Origin of the sequence: Corallococcus sp. AS-1-12, assembly GCF_020036995.1 — a bacterium.
Taxonomy (GTDB): Bacteria; Myxococcota; Myxococcia; order Myxococcales; family Myxococcaceae; genus Corallococcus.
This window is the reverse complement of the sequence record NZ_JAIQDD010000004.1, coordinates 180,924-199,625: the sequence shown is the minus strand read 5'-3', so window position 1 is coordinate 199,625 and position 18,702 is coordinate 180,924. Positions and strand designations below refer to the sequence as shown.

Annotated in this window: 14 protein-coding genes; 6 read left to right on the top strand and 8 right to left on the bottom strand. The window is 73.0% G+C overall.

What is annotated here, in order from left to right:
* Positions 1–37: 37 nt before the first annotated feature.
* Positions 38–1,435 carry a HAMP domain-containing sensor histidine kinase gene (locus K8556_RS08100; protein WP_223739448.1) on the top strand — a complete coding sequence of 466 codons (1,398 nt, stop codon included), beginning with the start codon at positions 38–40 and terminating at the stop codon, positions 1,433–1,435.
* Between the two features lie 29 nt (positions 1,436–1,464).
* On the opposite strand, the gene K8556_RS08095 is transcribed toward K8556_RS08100, so the two are convergent.
* Complete coding sequence (locus tag K8556_RS08095) at positions 1,465–1,839, bottom strand: helix-turn-helix transcriptional regulator (RefSeq protein WP_014393392.1); 375 nt, start codon at positions 1,837–1,839, stop codon at positions 1,465–1,467.
* A 426-nt stretch (positions 1,840–2,265) separates the two neighbouring features.
* Positions 2,266–3,147, bottom strand: a complete 882-nt coding sequence (locus tag K8556_RS08090) for a nitronate monooxygenase family protein (protein ID WP_223739447.1) — start codon at positions 3,145–3,147, stop codon at positions 2,266–2,268.
* A gap of 239 nt (positions 3,148–3,386) precedes the next feature.
* Between K8556_RS08090 and K8556_RS08085 the strand changes: the two genes are divergently transcribed.
* Genes K8556_RS08085 through K8556_RS39445 form a run of 3 tightly spaced genes read left to right on the top strand, consistent with a single transcriptional unit; the run spans position 3,387 to position 8,091 of the window.
* Positions 3,387–5,399, top strand: a complete 2,013-nt coding sequence (locus K8556_RS08085) for a HEAT repeat domain-containing protein (protein WP_223739446.1) — start codon at positions 3,387–3,389, stop codon at positions 5,397–5,399.
* Positions 5,400–5,448: 49 nt separating this feature from the next.
* On the top strand, positions 5,449–6,411 hold the full coding sequence (locus K8556_RS08080; protein ID WP_223739445.1) for a ParA family protein: 963 nt from the start codon (positions 5,449–5,451) through the stop codon (positions 6,409–6,411).
* A 9-nt stretch (positions 6,412–6,420) separates the two neighbouring features.
* Positions 6,421–8,091 (top strand): extensin-like protein, encoded by a 1,671-nt coding sequence (locus tag K8556_RS39445; RefSeq protein WP_304503946.1) that lies wholly within the window; start codon positions 6,421–6,423, stop codon positions 8,089–8,091.
* Between the two features lie 13 nt (positions 8,092–8,104).
* Here K8556_RS39445 and K8556_RS08070 read toward each other — a convergent pair whose 3' ends face one another.
* Genes K8556_RS08070 through K8556_RS08060 form a run of 3 tightly spaced genes read right to left on the bottom strand, consistent with a single transcriptional unit; the run spans position 8,105 to position 11,991 of the window.
* A complete protein-coding gene (locus K8556_RS08070; protein ID WP_223739444.1) occupies positions 8,105–9,091 on the bottom strand; it encodes a M48 family metallopeptidase in 987 nt (328 codons plus the stop codon).
* The gene (locus tag K8556_RS08065) at positions 9,091–9,654 is read right to left on the bottom strand and encodes an SH3 domain-containing protein (RefSeq protein ID WP_223739443.1); all 564 of its coding nucleotides are present in this window, start codon (positions 9,652–9,654) and stop codon (positions 9,091–9,093) included. The genes K8556_RS08070 and K8556_RS08065 overlap by 1 nt, the downstream gene beginning before the upstream one ends.
* Positions 9,655–9,681: 27 nt before the next feature.
* The gene (locus K8556_RS08060) at positions 9,682–11,991 is read right to left on the bottom strand and encodes an adenylate/guanylate cyclase domain-containing protein (RefSeq protein ID WP_223739442.1); all 2,310 of its coding nucleotides are present in this window, start codon (positions 11,989–11,991) and stop codon (positions 9,682–9,684) included.
* 175 nt (positions 11,992–12,166) lie between these two features.
* On the opposite strand from K8556_RS08060, the gene K8556_RS08055 reads away from it, so the two are divergent.
* A complete protein-coding gene (locus K8556_RS08055; protein WP_306799729.1) occupies positions 12,167–12,769 on the top strand; it encodes a TspO/MBR family protein in 603 nt (200 codons plus the stop codon).
* Positions 12,770–12,793: 24 nt separating this feature from the next.
* Here the strand turns inward: K8556_RS08055 and K8556_RS08050 are convergent, their stop codons facing one another.
* Positions 12,794–12,973, bottom strand: coding sequence for a hypothetical protein (locus K8556_RS08050; RefSeq protein ID WP_223739441.1), 180 nt, complete (start codon positions 12,971–12,973; stop codon positions 12,794–12,796).
* Between the two features lie 143 nt (positions 12,974–13,116).
* Complete coding sequence (locus K8556_RS08045; RefSeq protein WP_223739440.1) at positions 13,117–15,060, bottom strand: PAS domain S-box protein; 1,944 nt, start codon at positions 15,058–15,060, stop codon at positions 13,117–13,119.
* A gap of 222 nt (positions 15,061–15,282) precedes the next feature.
* Between K8556_RS08045 and K8556_RS08040 the strand changes: the two genes are divergently transcribed.
* Positions 15,283–16,011 (top strand): alpha/beta hydrolase, encoded by a 729-nt coding sequence (locus K8556_RS08040; RefSeq protein ID WP_223739439.1) that lies wholly within the window; start codon positions 15,283–15,285, stop codon positions 16,009–16,011.
* A 9-nt stretch (positions 16,012–16,020) separates the two neighbouring features.
* On the opposite strand, the gene K8556_RS08035 is transcribed toward K8556_RS08040, so the two are convergent.
* Positions 16,021–18,627, bottom strand: coding sequence for a M1 family aminopeptidase (locus tag K8556_RS08035; protein ID WP_223739438.1), 2,607 nt, complete (start codon positions 18,625–18,627; stop codon positions 16,021–16,023).
* Positions 18,628–18,702 lie beyond the last annotated feature (75 nt).

The window sequence follows — 18,702 nt, the reverse complement described above, 5'->3', positions numbered from 1 at the left end:
TCGCGCCGCGCAACGCGCCCGGGCGGACCGGTCCGGGGTGACGCCTCCAACCTCCAGCGCGTGGGATGACGCGAACGCGGATGTCCGGGCCCGCCGGCGGGTCCGGCGGCGCACGTATTGGTGGTGCGCGCTGCTCATCCTGCTGGGCTCGCTGGCGCACCCGCTGGTGCTGGGCGGCTTCCGCGCGGACTTCCTCGCGGTGCACTGGGTCTGGGCCGCGGCGTTCCTCGCGCTGGGGACCCTGGTGGGCGCGGGGTGGCTGCGCCCGCCCTTCAGCGGCATCGCGGCGGGCACCGTCAGCCTGTCGGCGCTCACCGTGTGCATCCAGCTCACCGGGGGCCCGGAGAGCCCGCTGTTCCCGTCGTTCTACACGGTGCCCCTCTTCGTCGCCGTCTTCATCCCCGGGCAGCGGCTGCCGGTGTGGTCCGCCATCGGCGGCACGCTGGTGGCGGTGGTGCTGATGATGTGGCTGGCGCACGTGCCGTCCACGGCGTTCGTCAGCCAGTGCTTCAGCCTCCTCTTCGTGTTCGCGGTGTCCGCGCACGGCGCGGAGACCTTCCGCAAGCTGCGCGCGGCCGAGCGCAGCGCGCACCTGGAGCGCGTGGAGGCCCTGCGCCAGTTGGCTGAGAGCGAGTCGCGCCGCGCGCGCGTGGAGCGCCAGCGCGCGGACGTGGAGCGGCTGGTGGTGGTGGGGCAGTTGGCCGCGGGCGTGGCCCACGAGGTGAACAACCCGCTCGCGTACGTGAAGTCGAACCTGCACTACCTCCAGGAGGAATGGGCGCACGGCGCGCCCGACGACCTGGAGGACGTGCGGCGCGTGCTGGAGGAGACGCAGCAGGGCGTGCTGCGCATCCATCAAATCGTCACCGACCTCCGCCAGTTCTCCCGCGAGGCCCCCGACGAGCAGGAGTCCTGCGACGTCGCGCAGGCGCTGGCCGAGGCCCAGCGGCTGGCCTCGGTGCGCCTGCGCAGCCTGGGCGTGGTGGAGCGCGACGTGGCGCAGGGGCTGTCCCCCGCGCGCGTCACGGCCCGCCACCTGGTGCAGGTGCTGGTGAACCTGCTGCTCAACGCCGCGGACGCGCTGGAGGCCGCCCGCTCCAGCAAGCCCGCGCACGTGACGCTGCGCGCGCGCATGGAGGACGGCCGCGTGCGGGTGGAGGTGGAGGACAACGGGCCGGGCATCCCCGAGGCCGCGCTGCCGCGCCTCTTCGAGCCCTTCTTCACCACGAAGCCGCCCGGCAAGGGCACCGGCCTGGGCCTGGCGCTCTGCCGCGACTACGTGGCGCGCGCGGGCGGCACCCTGGACGCGGAGAACCGCGCCGAAGGCGGTGCGCGCTTCATCCTCCGGCTGCCCGTCGCCGGAGCCGCCTCCCCCCCTGTGCACCGCGAAGCGCCGGCGCCCGTGGACGCGAACGCGGAGCCCGCGGCCGAGTAGCCCCTTCCGTCAGCGCTCCAGCCCGCGCCTCATCGCTCCAGGGCGTGCGCCACCTGCCCCAACAGCCGCAGGCGCGGGGAGTCCAGCTTGCGCACGGTGCGCATCAGCCGCCGCACCTCCGGACGCTCGCGGTACTCCGGCGGATCCTCCGCGAGCTGCGGCGCGCCGTCCTCCGTCACCGCCGCCGTCGCGCTCAACCCGAGCAGCACGTCCGACGAGCAGCTCAGCACGAGGCACAGCTTCCGCAATGTCCGCACGCTGGGCAGCATGTGCCCGCGCTCCAAACGGCCGTACACCTCGGTGGCGATGCCGACGCGCTCGGCGACATCGGCCTGCGTCAGCTCCAGCCGCTGCCGGGCCACTCGCACCGCGTTTCCAATGAGGGTTGCCAGTCGCTGTTCCATGGCGTGCAAAACCTGTCGAAAGAGGAGCTTCTCCCCCCGCTTTTCAGACGGAGAGGTACCGGGGAGAAGTCGCTGCCTTGCGTGACCTCGTGAGACACAGATTACGAGTGGGGTCTGACATCCCCGGGCGTGCGGACAGGGCCCGCAAACCCTCGACAATCCGCCGTTTCCGCCGTTCCCACGCGCGCGTTTGGCAAGGCTTCCCGGGTGTTTTTTCGCGCGTGACACGCGCGCCGAACCGGGGTGGTAGGCGCTCGCGCCTCCGCCCCTCCCAAGACGTCACGGGAAGGCCGTGAGGGGTCGCCCGACGTGCCAGGTTGCTTCGTGCGATTCGCGACGGCCGCGAGGGTCCGGGCAGACCGCGCGCTTCCGGCGACAGGTGCCGGAAGCGGGGCTCGATGCCCGGGGGGGGGCTTCAGCGCTGCTTCAGGCTTCGGACGGCAGCGCGGCGCGGGCTTCGGAGTACTCGCGCACCATGCGCTCGACGACGGTGGCGGCGGGCAGCACGTCCTTCACGAAGGCCACGCCCTGGCCCGCGCTCCAGGTGTCCTTCCACGCCTTGCCCTGGCCCGCGCGGAAGCGCTCCAGCGCGCTCTTGATGAAGTTGCCGTGCACGCCGGTGACTTCCTTCGTGTACTCCAGGTCCTCGGGCCCCGAGTCCACCAGCGCCTGCTTGTAGTCGGGCGCGGCGCCGGCCTCCTCGGTGGCCAGGAAGCGCGTGCCCACGTACGCGCCATCCATCCCCAGCGCGAGCGTGGCGGCCAGGTGGCGCCCCGTGGACAGCGCGCCCGCGAGCACCACCGGCACGCCCAGCTCCGCCTTCAGCCACGGGCCCAGCACCAGGGGGCTCAGGTTTCCCGCGTGGCCGCCCGCGCCGCTGCCCACCGCGACGAGCGCGTCCACGCCGGCCTTCACGGCCTTCTCCGCGTGGCGCAGCGAAATCACGTCGCTCCACACCTTGCCGCCGTACGCGTGCACGCGCTCCACGATGGGCGTGGGGTCGCCCAGGCTGGTGATGACCAGCGGCACCTTCCGCTCCACCGTCGCGGCCACGTCCTCCTCCAGGCGCTCGGCCCACTTGAGGATGAGGTTCACGCCGAAGGGCACGTCCTGGGGGAACGTGTTCAGGAAGTCCCGGTACGCCTGCGCGGTGCGGTAGTTGAGCGACGGCACCGCCCCGATGGCGCCCGCGCGGCCGGCGGCCTCCAGGAGCGCCGCGTTGGACACCAGGAACATGGGGGCGGCGATGATGGGATAGCGGATGCCCAACATCCGGGTCACTTCGGTGTCGATGCGCGTCGGGGCCATGCGCCGCATTGGAGCATGCGTGCACGCGAGCGCGAGGCCGAAAAATCGGCCCGGGCGGCGTTGTCAATCATGGCGTGCCCCGGCGGGGGAAAACCCCTGGTGTTTCCGTGGTTTACGTAGCACGTAGGGCTGACATAAGGTGCCCGCCCCGGCGGCGAGCCGGGATACCGGGGAGTCCCTTCGGTGAAGCGAACCGGGGAGCGCCGCCGAGCGCCTTCGCGGGGAGGCCAGAGCCAGTCGTGAGTGACGAGCGTCCGGACGCGCTGCTCAAGAGCGCACTCGAAAAGATCGTCTACTTCGAGGCCCGTGCGCAGCAGTTGCATGGCGAGCTGGCGTCCACGCGCGACGAGCTTTCGCACCTCAAGGAGGACCTGGCGGCGGGGCACCAGCGGGAGCTGGACCTGCGCCGGGAGGTGGCCTCGCTGGAGGTGAAGAGCGCCCGCGCGCAGGCCGAGCGCGAGGAGCTGTCCCGGCTCAACCACGCGCTGCGGCTGGAGCGCGACCAGTTGATGGCGAAGCTGCTGGACGCGAGCCGGATCCACTCCTCCGGGCAGGCGCGCGCGGTGGCCGAGGACGACGCCGACGAGCTGGGGTTCGACCTGGCGTCGTTCATCTCGCAGTTGCGCAGCGAGGTCATCCTGCGCGGGGACGTGCCCGCGGTGCGCACGCCGTACAGCGGGCCCGCGGTGCCGCTGAAGGCCTCCGAGCCGAGCGTGCCGTGGACGGAGCGTCCCGCGCCGGCCATTCCGCCCCGGGCTTCGGCGGTGGCGTCGGATTCGGGGCTGTCGCCGGTGGCGCGCGAGGCGCAGCGGCTGCAGAGCGAGGGCCGCCTGCGGGTGAGCGCGGAGCAGATGGCGGAGCTGTCCGGGCACTCGGGCAGCACCACGGACGAGACGCTGTTCGGGTTCTCCGTGCGGGAGCTGTCGGCGGCGGACGCGGCGGCGCGGGTGCGGGCGGCGGAGCGGCTGAAGGCGCTGGCGCATCCGGCGGCGGCGCCCGCGTTGGCGGCGGCGCTGCACGCGGAGACGGACGCGACGGCGCAGGTGGCGCTGGTGCAGGCGTTCGCGGGGCTGTGCCGGGAGGAGGGCGCGTCGGTGGTGTCGCCGCTCCTGTCGTCGCCGGTGCCGGAGGTGCGCATCGCGGCGTTGAAGGCGCTGCTGGTGCTGGCGCCGAAGGACGCGGCGCCGCACCTGGCGCAGGCGATGAAGGATTCGGACCGGTCGGTGCGCCGGCGCGCGTCGCTCCTGGCCCTGGGGTTGGAGGGGGAGACGGCGCGGCGGCTGGGCGAGGACGCCATCCACGACACGGATCCGGAGGTCCGCGCGCTGGCGGCGCTGGCGCTGGGCGCGGGCCGGGGTGAGAACGCCCGGACGCTGCTCCTGGGCGCGCTGGACGACGGCGAGGCGCGCGTGCGCAAGGCGGCGGCGCAGAGCCTGTCGCGCATCCTGGGCCACGACGTGTCCGCGGTGGTCGCGCTGGATGATGCGCACCGGCGCCGGGAGATCCGCCGGCTGGCGACGCTGCCCGTGAAGCCCGTGCGCGCGACGCTGGAAGTGAAGCCCGCGCCCGTGGCCGCGGAGGTGGCGCAGCCCACGGCGGTGCAGGGCGCGCAGCCCGTCGCGGTGAATGCAGCGCAGCCGGTGGCGCAGGCGCAGACGGTGGCCGCGATGGCCGCTCCGGCCTCCGCGCCGCAGGCCCTCCCTTCGATTCCGGAGCACACCGCCGTGCCGGTGTCGCTCGCGGACGTCGCCGCGAACAGCTCGCAGTGGGCCGCGACTCCGATGGCCGCCCCCGCGCTCGCGGTCGCCACCGTGGGCGCGGCCCGCTCCGCACCGGCCGTGATGCACGGCGCGGCTCCTGTGCCTGCCCGGGTCTCGAACGGTGGGCCGGTGTCCTTTGCTTCGGGCCCCGTCGCGCCGCCGTCCCGCCCGGTGGCCCCCGCCGCGCCCGCGCAGCCCGCCGTGCGGCGGACGCCGGTGCAGGCCGCGCTGGTCGCCATGGGCGCGCCTCCTCCCGCCCGGGCCCCCGCGCCTTCCGCCGCGCCTCCGGTTCCTCCCAAGCGCGGCCCGTCTCCCGTGGAGGCGCTGTGTGGGGCGATGTTGCAGGAGGTGCGGGTCGCGGTCCGGGGACGCTCGCTCGCCGAGCTGACGTCCGGGCTGTCCGCTCCCGCGGAGCTGGCCCAGGAGGCTGTTGCCCTGCTGGTGGCCCGAGGGGCCATCGTGCGAAGGGGGCACAAATACTTCGCCGCTTGAGGCAAGGTGGGACTCGCCCAGGCCTCACACGTCATCCGAAGGGTCGTTCATGGAAGTGCCGACGTACAGCTCGAAGCAGGTAGCCGAGATGCTCGGCGTGACTCCGAAGTCCATCCCCGCGGAGCTGCGCAAGGACGCCTACGGCCCGGAAGACGTGTGGGAGCTGCGCACGACGCTCAACAAGTTCCCGCCCACCGCGGGCCTGCGCAAACAGCTCTTCCTCAACTTCAAGGGCGGCACCGGCAAGACGTCCCTCTCCACGTCCTACGCATGGCGCCTGGCGGAGCTGGGCTACGCGGTCCTCCTCATCGACCTGGACAGCCAGGGCCACGCCACCAAGTGCCTGGGCTACGAGGGCGAGGACTTCGAGAAGACGCTGCTGGACGTGCTGGTCCGCAAGACGCCGCTCGCGCAGGTGGTGCAGAAGTCCACCCTGCCCAACCTGGACTTCATCCCGTCCAACCTGAGCATGTCCACGGTGGACCTGGCGCTGATGCCCATGGCCGGCCGTGAGTTCAAGCTGCGCAACGCGCTCAAGGACGTGGAGGCGCAGTACGACTTCATCGTCTTCGACGCGCCGCCGTCCTTCGGCCTGCTCAACCTCAACGCGCTGATGGCCGCGAACGACCTGTTCGTGCCGGTGCTCGCGGACTTCCTGTCCTTCCACGGCCTCAAGCTGCTGTTCGAAACGGTGCAGAGCCTGGAGGAGGACCTGAACCACGTGCTGGACCACGTGTTCATCGTGGTGAACTCCTTCAACGCGACGTTCAAGCTGGCGAAGGAGGCGCTGGAGGCGCTCCAGACGCACTACCCCGAGTACCTGCTGCCCACCATCATCCGGCAGTGCACCAAGTTCGCGCAGGCCTCCAGCGAGGGCCGCCCGGTGTTCGTGGCGGACCCCACGTCCAAGGGCGCCAACGACATCCAGGCCATGCTGGACAACGTGCTGCCGCGCCTGGTGGCCGCGCACGCCGCGGCGGTGAAGGCCGGCACCGCGACGAAAGCCGGCTGAGATTTCCCCATGAAGAAAGCCTTCGAACAGAACGTGTCCCGCGCGAAGCCGCGCCTCCGCCTGGGGGCGCTGACGGGTGCCCTCGACCCGGCCGACCCCACGGGGACCGCCGCCGCCACGCCGGAGCCCGCCGCGCCGGAAGCGCCCGCGCCCGTCGCGGAGTCGCCGGACCTGTCCTCCGAGGTGCGCTCGCGCATCGAGCGCCGAGCCGGCCCGCGTCCCACCGCCGCCGAGGCGATGGAGGCCGCGCTGAACGCCCCGCCCCGGCACGCCGCGCCGCCCCCCGCCGCGCACGGGCTGCCGGCGGTGACGGCGCCCTCGTTCTCGCCGGTGTCCCACGCGCTGTCCGCGCTGGTGTCCCCGGAGGCCGCGCGCGTGGAGGAGGAGGCGCCGCCCGCGCCCTGGCTGGAAGCTGAAGCGCAGGAGACCGCGGCGGATTGGAACGTGGCGCAGGCGCCCGCGCCCGAGGAGTCCGTCTGGGACGCGGAAGCCGTGCCGCCGGTGTCGCACCGCGAGGTGGCGGAGGCCGTGGCCGCGTCCGCGTGGAACGTGTCCGTCGCGCAGCAGCGGGAGTCCGTGGTCGAGGCCTTCGGCCGGGAGCCCCTGGGCGCCGAGCCGACGCCCACGCACGTGGAGCCGCCCCCGCCCGCCGCCGCGCGCTGGGATGCGCTGACGGCGCGTCCGGAGGCCGCGACGCACGTGGACGCGACGCGCGTGGCGCCCCTGGCCCACGCCGGGACGCACACGGAAGCCGCCGCGCCGGTCACGTTCGCGTCTCCGCCCCCGGCGATGGCGCAGGCGGAGGCCCCCCGGGGGATGCCGGCCACCTTCGCGGGCCCGCCTCCCGGAGTACAGTTCGATGGACGGATGGGCGTTCAGGCCCTCCGCATGCCTTCCGAGGCCGAGCCCATGACGACGTACGCTGCCGTCCAGGCCTCCACCGTCACCACCACCGAGACGGTGGCCCGACAGGAAGCCGCGCCCGCCCCCGTCGAGGTGCAGACGCCCGCGCCTCCCCGCGAGGACGACTCCGAGTCCCGCCGGGAGAAGCTCAAGGCCCGCCTCAAGGCCGTGCGCGAGAACCCGCGCCCGGAGCCGCTGCCCGCCACCGTCGCGGAGGCCGGCCAGCGCGCCGTGGAGCGCATCACCCACCTCCAGGCGGAGCTCACCAAGCTCAAGGCGCTCAACCTCACGCTCACCCAGGACCTCGAGGTCGCCCGCCGTCAGGCGGAGAAGGCCACCGAGGAGGCCCGCCTGCGCATGGACGAGGCCCGCCGCCTGTCCGCGGAGATGGAGGGCCGCGTGAAGCTGCTCGCCGACCTGGAGCGCGAGCTGGCCTCCCTGGAAGGCGAGCGCGATGAGGCGCTCCTGTCCCTCCAGGAGTCCCGCCAGGCCCTCCAGGCCGCCGCGAAGGAGCATGAGGCGCTGGAGCAGGTCGTGACCAAGGGCAAGCAGGCCCTGGCCGACAGCCTGGCCGAAGAGGAGCGCCTCGCCGTGGAGCTGGAGGGCGCCAAGGACGAGTCCGCCTCCCTGCGCCGCGCCGTGGAGACGCTCCAGGGCGAGCGCGACGTGCTGGCCCAGCAGGTCGCGTCCCTCACCGCCGAGCGCGCCGAGTTGCTGGAGGCGCGCAAGGCCCTGGAGTCCGTGCACCGCGCCCTGAGCCAGGCCACGGTGCGCTGAAGGGCCCTCCCGCCTACTTCGCGTCCTTCGCCACGCCCGTGGCCTTCTTCACGGGCCCCACGACGGCGAAGGCCGCGGGCAGCGCCGGCCGGTGGAGCGACGCGACGTCCACCCGCGCGAGCGGATCCTCGGTGTTCCGCCGCGCCTGGAGCAGGTCGGCGATGCGCTCCTGGCGCTCCTCCTTCCTCGGGTGGTTCGCCAGGATTCCGCCGCCCCCGGTCGTCTGGCCGAGCAGCCGCGAGTACGCCTCCGGGTCGTAGCCCGCGGACAGCAGCAGCTCCACCGCGAGCGCGTCCGCCGCCAGCTCCTCGTCCCGGCGGTGGCCCTTGCCGGCCAGCTCCACGGTGCCTTCGACCATCTTCCCCATCAGCCCCGTGTCCGAGTCCAGGTCCAGGCGGCCGTCCGACCGGCTCGCGCCCACGACCTTCGAGGCCACCGTCGACACCACGGCGCCCGCCACCGCGGCGCCCTTGCACGTGCTCACCTTCACGTCGACGTACTGGTGCAGCGCGTGCTTGAGCACGACGTGGGCAATCTCATGCGCCAGCACGCCCGCGAGCTGCGCCTCGTCGTCCACGCCCTGGAGCAGCCGGCGCGTGACGAACACGTAGCCACCGGGCGCGGACAGGGCGTTGAAGCTGTCCGTGTCCTTGAGCACGCCGAACGTCCAGCCCAGCTCCGGCCGGGGGGACTGCATCGCCAGGTTGCGGCCCACCGTGTTGACGTAGGTGCTCAGCTTCTCCTCCGCCGCGCCGGACAGCATCAGCCCGCCGCCCTGGCGCGCCCAGTGGATGGCCAGCGCGCTGCCCAGCGCGTACTCCTCCTGGATGGCCGGCTCCACCTTCAGCTTGTCGCAGGACTGCACCTTCTCCGCCGCGGCCGCCACCCGGTTCGCGTCCTCCCCCAGGTTCGCGGCCTTCAACCCCTTGGCCATCTGGGCGCAGGACGTGAGGCACAGCCCCAGGCCCGCGGCCACCAGCATCCCCATGCGCGAGCGCATCACTTCACCGCCTTCTTCGCCTGGGGACCCAGCTTCGTGTGGGGCGCCACCACCGGGAACAGCCCGGCCTGCTTCACGTGCGCGTCAATCTCCACGGGCGTGACCTTGAGGGCCAGGCCCTCCAGCTTCTTGAGCTGGGTCACCGCGTCCGCGTAGCCGCCGCCCTTCTCCTTGCCGTACTTCTCCGCGCCCGGGCTCAGCGCCTTCACCGCCGCGCCGCTGGACACGAAGGCGGCGGGGTCGATGCCGCGCGCCTTGCCGTCCTTGGCGACCAGCTCCATGTCGGGCGGCTTCGTGGACAGGTTCGTCTGGAACACGTAGCCGGCCTTGCCTCCGGGCTCCGTCACCTGGTGCCACTGCGCGTTCTTCGGGTCCGCGCCCCTCCACGTCACCTGCTGCCCGGGCTGGAGCACGGCCACCACGTCCGCCGTGGGCACCGCGCTCTTGAGCACGCGCGTGTTGCGCGCCTTCACGTAGAGCTTCTCGTCCTTCTTCACCGCCCACGCGGCCGTCGCCGGCAGCCCCAGCGCCAGCAGCACGACGCCCCAGGTCCATCGTCTCATCGTCATCCTCCCCACCCTGATACGCCGTCACTTCTCCAGATTCGCGACGCCATCGAACTTCTCCGGAGGTGACGCCAGGTATTCGCGGCAGCGCTCCAGCAGCTTCGCCGTGGGCCCGTCCTCCGGCGACCGGGCGGCCTCCGCCTCCAGCACCGCCGCGGCCTCCGCGAAGCGCGCCTCGCGGTACAGCCCCAGGGCCTCGTGGTAGCGCGCCACCGTGTGCCGCGTGGACGCATCCCACTGGCCCTTGAGCGCGAGCAGCTCGTACACCGTGACGGCCTCCGTCTTGCCCGCCACCCGCACCCGGTCCAGCTCGCGCACCTCGATGTGCTCCTTCGCCAGCTCGTACGTGCGCGGGCCAATCATGATGACCGACCCGTAGGCCTTGTTCGCGCCCTCCAGGCGCGCGGCCAGGTTCATGCCGTCGCCAATGGCCGTGTAGCTGAAGAGCTGGTCGCTGCCGAAGTTGCCCACGAAGTTCACCGCGCTGTTCACGCCGATGCGCGTGTACACGTCCGGGAACCCCTTCTCGCGGAAGTCCACGCGCAGCGCGTCCACCGCCGCCTTCGCCGCCAGGGCGCCCCGGCACGCGCGCACGGCGTGGTCCTGCTGGGCCATGGGCGCGCCGAACAGGCACACCACCGCGTCGCCGATGTACTTGTCCAGGCACCCGCCCTCGCGCAGGAGCGCCCCGCTCACCGCCGTGAGGTACGTGTTGAGGATGCGCACCAACTGGCGCGGGTCCTCCTTGAAGCGCTCGCTGAAGGTGGAGAAGCCGCGGATGTCGCTGAAGAACGCGGTGATCTCCTTGTTCTCCCCATCCAGGCGCGGCAGTTGCCGCGAGCGGATCATCTGCTCCACCAGCTTCGGCTCCATGAAGCGGTGGAACGCCTGCCGGATGAACTGCGTCTCGCGGTTCGCCACCAGGTGGTTGAACGCCAGCGCCGCCACGCTCGCGCCCACGCCCGCCAGCGCGGGCATCGCCATCCGCACGTGCGTGTGCGCTGACTTCAGCAGCAGGCCCGTGAGCACGTGCAGCCCCAGCACCAGCGCCACCGGCCAGGCCACCTCCAGCGGCGTCCAGCGCGCCGTCATCAGCAGCACCGCGGACACCAGCGCGACGAGGAATGTCAGGCCCAGGTCCACGGCCAGGGGCGCGCGGGTGATGAACGTCCCCGCCAGCAGCGTGTCCACCACCGTGGCCTGCTTCACCAGCCCGGGCTGCGTGGCGGAGAAGGGCGTGGCCTTGATGTCGTTGAGGCCCACCGCCGTGCCGCCGATGACGACCACCTTGTCCCGGAAGAGGGCCGCGGGCAGCTCCGGCGCTTCCCCCTTGGAGCGGTGGATCCAGTCGTTCAGCACGGCGAAGAGGGTCACCATCTCGAAGCGCTCGGACAGCGAACCGCCGTAGTCCAGCGCGGCGCTCCCATTGTCGTCCACGGACCACGTGCGCTCGCCCAGGCGGAGCGTGCGGCCGGAGAACGTGACCTCCTTCGCGCCCAGCAGGTCCGCCACCATTCGCACCGGCAGCGTCACGTAGGTGTTGATGCCGTCCGTGTACGCGAAGGACGTGCGGCGCATGGAGCCGTCCCCGTCCGCCTCCGTGTCCACCAACCCGAACCCGCTCACCGCGCCCACCAGCGCGGGCGTCGGAGGCACCGGGTGGTGCCCTCGCGGGAGCGCCGGCAGCGCCCCACGTGTCTGGCTCGCCGGGAAGGCGAGCGCCCGAGCCAGGGCCTCGCGCGTCAGCACGGGGGGGGCGGGGGCCGGCGCGTCCTCGAACGCCTCGGGGAAGGATTCGTCCCCGGGAGGGCTGGCGGCGGGAGCGGACTCGGGGGCCTTCAGCGGCACGGAGGCCTGGAAGTCCGCGCGCGCCAGCGGCTTCGCGGAGGCGCTGCTCACCATGCCCACGTAGAAGGGGAGGCCGGTCTCCCGCAGCACCTGCGCGAAGCCCAGGTCGGCGGACGCGTCGGCCGTCCGCTCATCCATCACCGCGTCGAACAGCACGGCCCGGGCTCCCGCGGCCTTCAGCTCCTGCGCGACGCGCGCCCACAACGTGCGCGTGTACGGCCAGTTGCCGAAGTTGAGCTGGAGCTGCGCGTCCTGGCTGATTTCATCGAGGGTGCTCTGGTCGATGGCCACCACGACCACCTGCTGGGACTTCTCCCGGCCGCCGGTGAACCGGACCAGGGCCTCGTCGTAGGCGACGTGCTCCGTGCCTTCGAGTCCCCGCTCGCACGCCCACGCGGCGAGTGTGGCCACCAGCGCGATCCCCAGCATCACGCGTCCGTGATGGCGCCAGCGCTCCTGGAGCAACTTCCACGTCTCACCCGTCACGGCCCCTCCCCACGAGGTCGACGTCGCGACGCTACTCCGGGACCCGGCCCCCCGGCACGTGCGGGGCGTGACGGAAGTGGACCTTCATCCAGGAGGATCCCGAGAAACCCGCGCGCCCATGGACTCCGCGGCCGTCCCCGCGCAGCCCTGAGGATGGGCAGGCAGGCGGGCGGACATGGCAGGCCGTTGTGCGAGGACACAGCTTGTGGGCTCGCACGACGGCTTCGTCACGTCCGGGAGGAACGACATGCAGCTCAGCGAGCTGGGAGGCTCCGAGGGCCTGGAACACAACGCCACGCTCAACCGTGAATCGCTGGTGGCGCTGGGCGCCTTCGGCGCGCTCACGGCGGGCGCGGTCTACCTCGGCGCGCGCAGCACCCGCGAGGCCGTGGAGAGCCGCTGGTACAAGCACCTGGAGAAGCCGCCCTTCCAGCCGCCACGGCAGCTCTTCGGGCCGGTGTGGACGGCGCTCTACGGGCTCATCGCCGTCTCCGGCTGGCGCATCTGGGGCTCACCGGCGGGCGCCGAGCGCTCGCGCGCGCTGGGCCTGTGGTTCGTGCAACTGGGGCTCAACGCCGCGTGGTCGCACCTGTTCTTCCGCAAGCGCCAGCTCAAGGCCGCGGCGGTGGACAACTGGGCGCTGCTGGGCAGCATCGCGGCGTACACCGCCGCCGCCAGCCGCGTGGACCGCAAGGCGCCGTGGCTGATGGCCCCGTACCTGGGCTGGGTGTCCTTCGCCAACGTGCTGTCGACCGACATCGCCCGGCGCAATGCCTGACGCCGGGCGCTGCCTCCTCGCGCGCTAGTTGCGCAGGCGCGAGGGCGGGGCCGCGTTGAAGGCCAGCACGGCGGCGAAGTAGCGCGCCTGGTTCTCCGAGGTGCAGCGCACCTCCTGGATGCGTCCGCCGACCTTCACCCGGACCACCCACCCCTCGTTGTCCTGGCTGATGGGGGACTCGCTCGTCATCGTCATGTTCTCCATGGATCTGCTCCCTCCCGTGCGCCCGGGTAGAGCAGGGGGCGTGCCAGGGCGGGGAAGCGTGGGATTCCAGCCCTTTGCATGGAGCCTTTGTCGGGGGCGGAGAGGCGGGGGTGAAGTTCTTTCAGGCGGGGGCGGCGGGGGCTTCAGTGAAGGTGGCGATCCGGCCACACCTGCGGGAGGGAGGGCCGCACGGAGGCGAGCGTCGGCAGGGCGACGTAGAAGGTGGACCCCCGTCCCGGGACGCTCTCCACCCAGATGCGGCCGCCGTGGCGCTCCACGATGTCGCGGCTGATGTAGAGGCCCAGGCCCAGCCCGCCGTAGGAGCGGGTGGAGGCGTTGCGCGCGCGGAAGTAGCGGTCGAAGAGCTGCTGCTGCTGGTCCTCCGGGATGCCGATGCCCGGGTCCGTCACGGACAGCACCGCGACGTCGTCCGTCAGGGACAGCCGCACGCGGATGGTGCCGCCGTCCGGGCTGTACTTGAGCGCGTTCTCCAGCAGGTTGGAGACGACCTGCTCCAGCCGGAACGTGTCGCCGTGGACGGAGATGGGCTCCCGGGGGTGCTCGAATTCGAAGGTGTGGTTGCCCTTCTGTCCTTCCATGCCGGCGAGCGTGTGCTCCACCAGCAGGTCGAAGCGGGTGGACTCCGGGTGCAGGGCCAGGCGGCCGGCCTCGATGCGGGACGCGTCCAGCAGGTCGTTGATGAGGCCGGTGAGGCGCGTGAGCTGGTGGCGTGCGTGGCGCAGCACGCCGGGGTCCAGGTTCTCGCCGCGCTCCAGGCGGCGCTCCAGCGTGGCCAGGCGCAGGCTCAGGGGCGTCAGCGGCGTCTTCAGCTCGTGGCTCGCGATGGAGAGGAAGTCGTCGCGCACGCGGATGGCCTCCTGGGCCTCGCGGTACAGGCGCGCGCGCTCCTCCTCCGCGCGGCGGCGCTCGGTGATGTCCTCGATGAGGACGCCCAACCCCAGCACGCGGCCGTCGGGGGTGCGCACGGGGTAGATGTTGCTGCGGAACCAGCGCCGGGGGCCGGGGGCGCCCAGGTCCGTGTCGGAGAGGGTCTCCTGGTCCACCAGGGGCTCGCCGGTGCGCAGCACGGCCCGGGGCCCCTGCTCCGCGAGGGCGCCCGGCTCCCCGAGCAGCTCCGGCAGCGTGTGTCCCAGGTGGGCCTCCGCCGGGAGGCCGTTGATGCGCGCGAGCGTTTCGTTGACGCGCACGTAGCGCAGGTCCGTGTCCAGGAAGCCGATGCCCACCGGCGCGCTGCGGACCAGCAGGTCCAGCCGGGCCAGGTTCTCCTCGCGCTCGGCCTCCACGCGGCGGCGCTCGGTGATGTCCTCCACGATGCCGACGCCGCCCTCCACGGTGCCGTCCTCGGCGTAGCAGGGGGCGAAGCGCACGCGCACGGGCGTCACCTTGCCGGTGGTGAGCGCGCGGTAGTCGCCTTCGTAGTCGCAGGGGCGGCCCGCCAGCGACTCGCGCACGCAGGCCTTGATGCGCTCGTCGCGCAGCGTGAGCAGGTTCAGGCCCACCAGGTTGCGCTTCGACGTGCCGATGAGGTCGCAGAAGCGCTCGTTGCACGCGGTGACGACCGGGGTGAGGTCGAAGTGGAAGATGCCCAGCGGGGCGTTCTCCACGAGCAGCCGGTAGAGCCGGTCCGCCGTCTCCTGGTGCACGGCCACGCCGGGGCTGCCGGCCACGTGCTCCACCGGCTCCTCCAGCGAGTCGATGACCTCGTGCAGCCGGCGCAGCGTGAAGACGATGCGCTCATGCCCGTCCGGGCCGGTGGCGCCCACGGTGACCTCCACCTGAAGCTCCACGCCGTCGCGCCGCCGGGCGAAGACGCGCGTGGGCCGCCCGCCGAGCGCCTTGCGGCGTGACAGCAGGTAGCGCGGCAGGCTGAGGCCGTGGAAGTGGTGCAGGCGGGGCGGGAAGAGGTCGGTGACGGGCCTGCCCAGGAGCTGCTCGCGGTCCCAGCCCAGCAGCCGCTCCGTCGCCGCGTTGACGTGCAGGATGCGCTCATCCGGGCCGCACGCGATGAAGGGGTCCACCGCTGCGTCCAAGATGGTCTCCAGCTCCCGTGCGGCTCCTCCGGCCATGCCTCGCTCCTGGTGGGAACCGGCACGCGTCGTTCCTCCGCGTGGCGGCCCTGCCGGGCGGTGGGGGCTCCCCGGCGTTGGCGGGCGCGCGTCTTGGCGCCCGTGCGCGTTCCCTTTGCCTACAGGTACACACTGTGGGCCGGAGCGGCCCGGTGAAGCCGGAGGGCCGGGCGCTGACAGCCCCCCTGGAGGCCGGGCGGGCGGGCGGATACAGGAAGGAGCATGCGTGAACCCCGAACCGTCGCCGTGCTGCTCGCCGTGTCACTGCTGGGGATGGCCTGTGCGGGCACCCGGGGCGCGCCACCGGCGGCGCCCAGCCCGCTCGTCTACAAGAGCGAGGCGGTGGGCGCTCCGAAGCCCGAGGCGCTGCTCGTCGCCCTGCACTTCTCCGGCTCCTCGCCCGCGTTCTGGGACGAACCCATCCAATCGCTGGGCATCCCGGTGCGCACGCTGCTGCCCCAGGGCCCCAGGCCCCGCCGTGACGGCTTCACGTGGTTCCAGGCCGACCACGAGCAGAAGACGTGGGAGGGGAAGACGGAGGACGTGGAGCGCATGGCGGAGCGGCTCGCGGCGTTGATCCGCGAGGTCCGCGCGGCGCATCCGGAGCTCCGCCGCGTCGTGGTGACGGGGTTCTCCTACGGAGGAGACCTGGCGTGGATGCTGGCCATCCGGCACCCGGAGCTGGTGGACGCGGCGGTGCCCATGGGGACACGGCTGCCAGGCGACCCGGCGCGGGGGCTGCCCGCGTCGCGGAGGGTGTGGGTGCTCCAGGGAGAGCAGGACGCCATCATCCCCGTGGAGCACACGCGTGAGCGGGTCGCGGAGCTGAAGGGCCGGGGCGTCCCCATCGACGTGCGGACCTATCCGGACCTGGGCCACGACGTGTCGCCCGCGTTGCTCGAGGACTGGCGCGCGCTCCTGCGCCAGTCGTTGCAGGGACAGACCGACTGAAGCCGCGGCTCAGCGCCGGCGCTTGGGCGGCGTGCGGCCGCGCTTCGCCGCTTGTTTGCGCACGGGCTTTCGCGCGGGGGCGGCTGGCTGAGCGTTCAGCGTGAGCGTCTCCAGCTTCTCGCGCAGGGTGCGCGTCTCCTGCTTGAGCGCGTCCAGTTCCTCGCGCAGCGACGCGACCTCACGGGCCTGGGGCGCGCCTTCGCGCAGGGCGCGCACGGCCTCCCGGGCGTAGCGGCGGGTGCGCGGGTCGCTGAAGGTCGTGCCCTCCAGCGCGGGCAGCAGGCGGCGGTCGCCCAGCGTGGAGGCCGCGTCGCAGACCGCCAACTGCACGCGGAACTGCGGGTCGCGCAGGAGCTGCGCGAACAGGTCCACCGCTTCGCGCTTGCGGTTCGCCACCTCCGCCAGCTTCGCCACGGTGCTCACGGCCGCGCGGCGCAGGAACGCGGGCTGGCCGTACGCGGTGCGCGCCACGGCCACCGGGAACGCGGCGGGGTCCTGCGTCTCCGCGAGCCCGTCCATCGCGCCCGCGCCGATGACGTCCTGGAACGACGGCCTCGCGGCGGCGGCCTCCAGCAGGGGCAGCGCGTCCGGCGCGCGCACGCGGCCCAGCGCGCGGGCGGCCTCCGCCTCCACGAAGTAGCTGGCGTCTCCCGCCTTCAGCAGCGCGCGCAGGCTCCCGGCCGCCTCCACGTCGTGGCGGAACTCGCCCAGCGCGGCGACCACGGCGCGGCGCACGCGCGGGTGCCCGGTGGCGACCGCGTCCAGGAGCAGCCCGCGGGCCTCCGGCGTGCGGACGCGGCCCAGCGCCTTCGCGCACGCGGCGCGGGTGGCCCAGAACAGCTTCGCGTCCTTCAGCGCGCGGCCCAGCGCCTCCACCGACCGCAGGCCCCCGTCCTTGCCCAGCGCGTGCGCGGCCTCCGTGCGCGCGCGGGCCTCCGGGGCGTTCGCCAGCTCCTCGCGCCACAGCCCCACGGCCTTGTCCACGTCCAGCGTGCCCAGCACGTCGCGGCGTGGATCCACGCGCACCTGCGTGGGCGCGGCGGGGCAGGGCAGGTGGAAGCGGTGCTCCGCGTCCGTGAGCTCCAGCCGGTGGCGCGTGTCCTCGCCGTTCACCGTGACGGCCACCTCCAGCGGGAGCCGGAAGACGGGCGTGCCCGAGTCCGTGCGCTGCGTCTGGCGCACGGTGATGCGCAGGCGCGCGTCGTCCACCTCGTAGCGGACCTCCACCTTCAGCTCGGGGTGGCCGGGGGAGAAGACGTACTGGTCGAAGACGGGGTCCAGGTTGTGGCCGGTGGCCTCTTCAAAGGCGCGCGCCAGGTCCACCGTCTCCACCACGCCGTGGCGGTGGGACGCGACGTAGTGGCGCAGGGCGCGCAGGAAGAGGTCATCGCCCACGCGGCGGCGCAGCTCGTGGAGCACCAGCCCGCCCTTCTCGTAGAGGTGCCGGTCGAACAGGTCCATGGGGGCCTGGAACTTCCGGGCGACGATGGGGCGCGCGTAGCGCTCGCGCGTCTCGGAGAGGTAGGCCTCCAGGTCGAGCGCCCGGTGATGGTCGGCCTCGTCCCGGTTGTCGCCGCGCTCCTTCCAGAGCACCTCGAAGTAGGTGGCGAAGCCCTCGTTGAGCCAGCCGTGGGGCCAGTCGCGGCAGGTGAGCAGGTCGCCGAACCACTGGTGCGCCAGCTCGTGGGAGATGAGCGGCTCGGCGGTGTAGTCCAGGTGCGCCCGCGCGTCGTGCAGCACGGTGTCCACCAGCGTGGTGGCGGTCGTGTGCTCCATGCCGCCCAGGATGAACTCCGTGACGAACACCTGCGCGTAGCCGCTCCACGGGTAGGGCTCGCCGGTGATGGACTCGTACGCGGCAATCATCTGCGGCGTGCGCGCCACGCACCGGAGCGCGTCCTCGCGGCGGCCCTTGGGGAACAGGTAGCGCAGGGGCGTGGTGCCGGCGGTGTCGGTGGCCTCGTCGAACTCGCCCACCACCAGCGTGACGAGGTAGGGCGCGTGCGGCTGCGCCATGCGGTGGTGCTGGGTGCGCCGCTCGCCGCTGGTGACGTCGCTGACGAGCACGCCGTTGGACAGCGACGTCATGTGCGCCGGGAAGGTGGCGATGACCTCCGACGTGGCCTTCTGCGCGGGCGTGTCCAGGCAGGGGAACCAGCAGCGCGCGTCGATGTCCTGGCCCTGCGTCCACGCCTGGAGCGGGCGGTCGGGGTAGCCCGCGTCGGGGCCCCAGAAGTAGAGCCCGCGTCGGGGGCGGGCGCGGTAGGTGAGCGCGATGTCGCACGCCTGGCCCGCGTCGAGCGCGCGAGGCAGCTCCACGCGCACGTGCGCGCCGGAGTTGGAGAAGGGGACGGAGCGGCCGTCGACGCGGGCCTCCGTGACGTCCAGGTCCACGGCGTCGAAGGTGACGGTGGACACGGCGCGGACGGCGGACACGCGGGTGGTGCAGGTGCCGGCCAGGGCGCGCAGGGCGAAGTCCAGGTCCAGCTCGATGCGCACGTGCTCGGCGCGCACGGGGCGGGGCGCGGCGTAGTGCTCGGTGGCGCCGGGGAGGCTGAACGGATGCGGGTCGGAGGACCCGGCGGCGGCAGGGGCGTGGCGGTGGCAGCAGCGCATAGGAGGGGGTGACTCTTCCGCAAGGCCGCCCCGGGGTCGAGCCGCTTCGAACCGTGTCTTGTCGGAATTCCTTGA